Raw genomic sequence first — 3012 nt, 5'->3', positions numbered from 1 at the left:
TCGCGACCGGCGGCACCGCGTTGAGGTCGATGCTCTGGCCGTCCGAACCGAGCGTGGCGATCAGCTCGTCATGGACGATCTTGACCACCATCTGGCCGGGTGTGACCGACTTGACGACGGTGGCGCCGACCGCCTGCTCGCGGACCCGGTCGGTGAAGCTGCGGACCACGTCGAGCGAGACGTCGGCCTCCAGCAACGCGCGGCGCACCTCGCGCATCGCGGCATCGACGTCGGCTTCGCTGAGCGAACCGCGCCCGGTCAGCCGATCGAGGATGCCGCCAAGCTTTTCCGACAGATTGTCGAACAATGCCGTTGTCCTATGTTCCAAACGCTTTTGCGCCCGAGGGCGCATCGCGCTGTCGGGCGTTGGCCTCCGGCCTCCAGGGCCGGGCGGCGGGTCGAAAAGAACGTCTTTTCGAGAAGTGCCGGGGTTAAACCCCCGCGGGGTCTGAAAGTCAAGAAAACTTGACGAAAGGCGGCATTTTTGGGCCTCGGCTTGCGGGTAAATGCCCTTGCCGAAATCCGTGTTTTGGGGCCAATCGGGCCATGAAAATCACCCGCCGCCGCGCCCTCGGCCTGCTCGCCGGTCTCACCGCGGCAATCGGCCTGCCGTCCGCCTGGATCAACCGCATGAAAACCTATGACGGCCCGGTTTCCGATCATTTCGACGGCCTGCGTTTCTTCGATCCCGACGGCGTGCCGCCGAAATCGCTGGCTCAGGTATTTAGCTGGCAATTCGGCAGCGGCCGGCAGCGCGCGAGCTGGCCGGAATCGGCGCCGAGCCCGCATGCGGACACGCCACCGGCCCGGATCGACGGCGGCAAGGTGCGGCTGTCGTTCGTCGGCCACGTGACCTGGCTGATCCAGACCGCGGGGCTTAACATCCTGGTCGATCCGGTGTGGTCGATGCGGGCGTCGCCAGTGAGCTGGGCCGGGCCCAAACGACGTAACGATCCCGGTATCGCCTTCGAGGCGCTGCCTAGGATCGACGTCGTGCTGGTCTCGCACGGCCATTACGACCATCTCGACCTCGCGACGCTGTCGAATCTCGCGGCAAAATTTTCGCCGCGCGTGATCACCCCGCTCGGCAACGACGTCACCATGCGCGACGCAGACCGCGCGATCAAAGCCGAAGCGTTCGACTGGCACGACCGGATCGACCTCGGAGGCGGCATTGCCGTGACGCTGGTGCCGACGCGGCACTGGTCGGCGCGCGGCCTGTTCGACCGCAACAAGGCGCTGTGGGCGAGTTTTGTGCTGGAGACGCCGGCCGGCAAGCTCTACATCGTCTGCGATTCCGGCTATGGCGAGGGCAGGCATTTTCGCCGCGTGGCGCAAGCGCACGGTCCGCTGCAGCTGGCGATCCTGCCGATCGGCGCCTATGAGCCGCGCTGGTTCATGCGCGACCAGCACATGAATCCCGCCGACGCCGTCAAGGCGCTGGCCGATTGCGGCGCCGAGCGCGCGCTGGCGCATCATCACGGCACGTTCCAGCTCACGGACGAGGCGATCGACGCGCCGGTGATCGCGCTCGGCGAGGCGCTGGACGAGGCGAAGGTGCCGCGCGAACGGTTCGCCGTATTGATGCCGGGGCAGGTGGTGGAGATTTAATCATCGCCCCGCCCGCGTGCCCCGGATGCAGCGCAGCGCGCTTGCGGTGCGCTGCTGATCCGGCGCCCACGCCGCTTGCGGGAAAAGAAAGAATGGATCCCGGCGCTGCGGAGCAGCGTGAAGGACGCTGCACCGCGTCCGGGACACGAGGTTAGGTCACTATGGCTTTGGCTTGATCGCCCACAAGACATTCACCGAAACCGACAGCGTCTCTTCGCCTTGCGCCACCGGCGTTGCCGCGGCCCTGCCGCCCACAGCCATGTTGCCGCGGAACACCGGCGCGGGCGAACCTTCTTCGGAAATGCCGAGTGGCTGGCCCAGTGTCACGCCGGCGACTTTGGCATAGATCTCGGCCTTGCGGCGGGCGTCGGCGATGGCCTTTTCGCGGGCGTCGTCCAGAAGCTTCGAGGCCTGCGACACCACAAAATTGATGCCGCCGATATCGTTGACGCCGGCGCCGACCAGCACGTCGATCACGCTCGCGACCTTGGCGACGTCGCGCAGGCGGATCATCACCCGGTTGCTGGCCCGGTAAGCGACGATCGTCGGCGGCCCGGTGTGGTTCGGCGCGTTTTGCGGCTGCAGCGACAGCCGCGAGGTCTGAAGGTCTTTCTCCTCGATCCCGGCGCCCTTCAGCGCGAGCAACACCTTGCCCATCACGGCGTTGTTGGCCTCCGACGCTTCGCGCGCGGTTTTCGCCTCGGAAGTGACGCCGCCATCGATCTGCGCCTGGTCGGGCGCGGCAGACATGGTGGCTTCGCCGGTCACGGAAATCGCCGGCGGGAGCACCTGCGCCAGCGCGGGCGCGGCCGCCAGCGTGGCCGCAACGATGACGATCGCGATCGAATTGTTCATGCGTCTCACTTCAGCGGCACATAGACGTTGATCACCAGTTTGTCCTCCGAGGTCTTCAGGGGATCGGTGACGTACTCCTCGATGAAGGTATCTCTGGCCTCCAGCTTCTTTTCGTCGAGGTGATTGGTGATCGCCTCATAGGTGTTGTCCATGTTGTCGTAGGAGCCGCGATGAACGAATCTGAGCGCCTTGCCATCGGGCGAGTTGCCCATGCTCATCGCCTTGGTCAGGTTCTTGACGTCCTGATCGACCGGAATTTCGGCCAGGAAGGTGAAGCCGTTATCGTCGGTCGAGGTGTAGACGATCATCGAATTGCCGGACGCCTTGATACCCTGCTTGTCGAGCATGGCGGTCAGCGCCTTGAACGAATCGATCAGGGTATCGAACGCCCCGTCCCAGTTGGCGGTGCCCTTCATCATTACCACCTTTTTCGGCTCCAGTGTGAACTGCTCGCCAAAGGGATCGACGGTCTGAGCCGTCGCGGCGGGTGGCGGCGCGGCCGGGGTCTGCGCGGCGGCTGGCGGAGTCGAGGTAGACGGGCTCGCT

General features: G+C 65.4%; 4 protein-coding genes. 1 reads left to right on the top strand and 3 read right to left on the bottom strand.

Features of this window, described 5'->3' with window-relative positions; translation table 11 throughout:
- Positions 1 to 307: signal recognition particle receptor subunit alpha (locus tag WCE35_RS20050; RefSeq protein ID WP_424595058.1), on the bottom strand; the 307-nt coding region annotated here is incomplete at its 3' end.
- Between the two features lie 239 nt (positions 308 to 546).
- Between WCE35_RS20050 and WCE35_RS20045 the strand changes: the two genes are divergently transcribed.
- Positions 547 to 1611 carry an MBL fold metallo-hydrolase gene (locus WCE35_RS20045; protein WP_424595057.1) on the top strand — a complete coding sequence of 355 codons (1065 nt, stop codon included), beginning with the start codon at positions 547 to 549 and terminating at the stop codon, positions 1609 to 1611.
- Positions 1612 to 1770: 159 nt separating this feature from the next.
- Here the strand turns inward: WCE35_RS20045 and WCE35_RS20040 are convergent, their stop codons facing one another.
- Together WCE35_RS20040 and WCE35_RS20035 are read right to left on the bottom strand one after the other, a co-directional pair.
- Positions 1771 to 2466, bottom strand: a complete 696-nt coding sequence (locus tag WCE35_RS20040) for an SIMPL domain-containing protein (protein ID WP_424595056.1) — start codon at positions 2464 to 2466, stop codon at positions 1771 to 1773.
- Between the two features lie 5 nt (positions 2467 to 2471).
- A partial coding sequence (locus WCE35_RS20035; RefSeq protein WP_424595055.1) for a GyrI-like domain-containing protein occupies positions 2472 to 3012 on the bottom strand: 541 nt, incomplete at its 5' end.

This window comes from Bradyrhizobium sp., assembly GCF_049691595.1.
Lineage (GTDB): Bacteria > Pseudomonadota > Alphaproteobacteria > Rhizobiales > Xanthobacteraceae > Bradyrhizobium.
The sequence above is the reverse complement of the archived record's forward strand: the minus strand, read 5'-3'. Positions and strand labels throughout refer to the sequence as shown.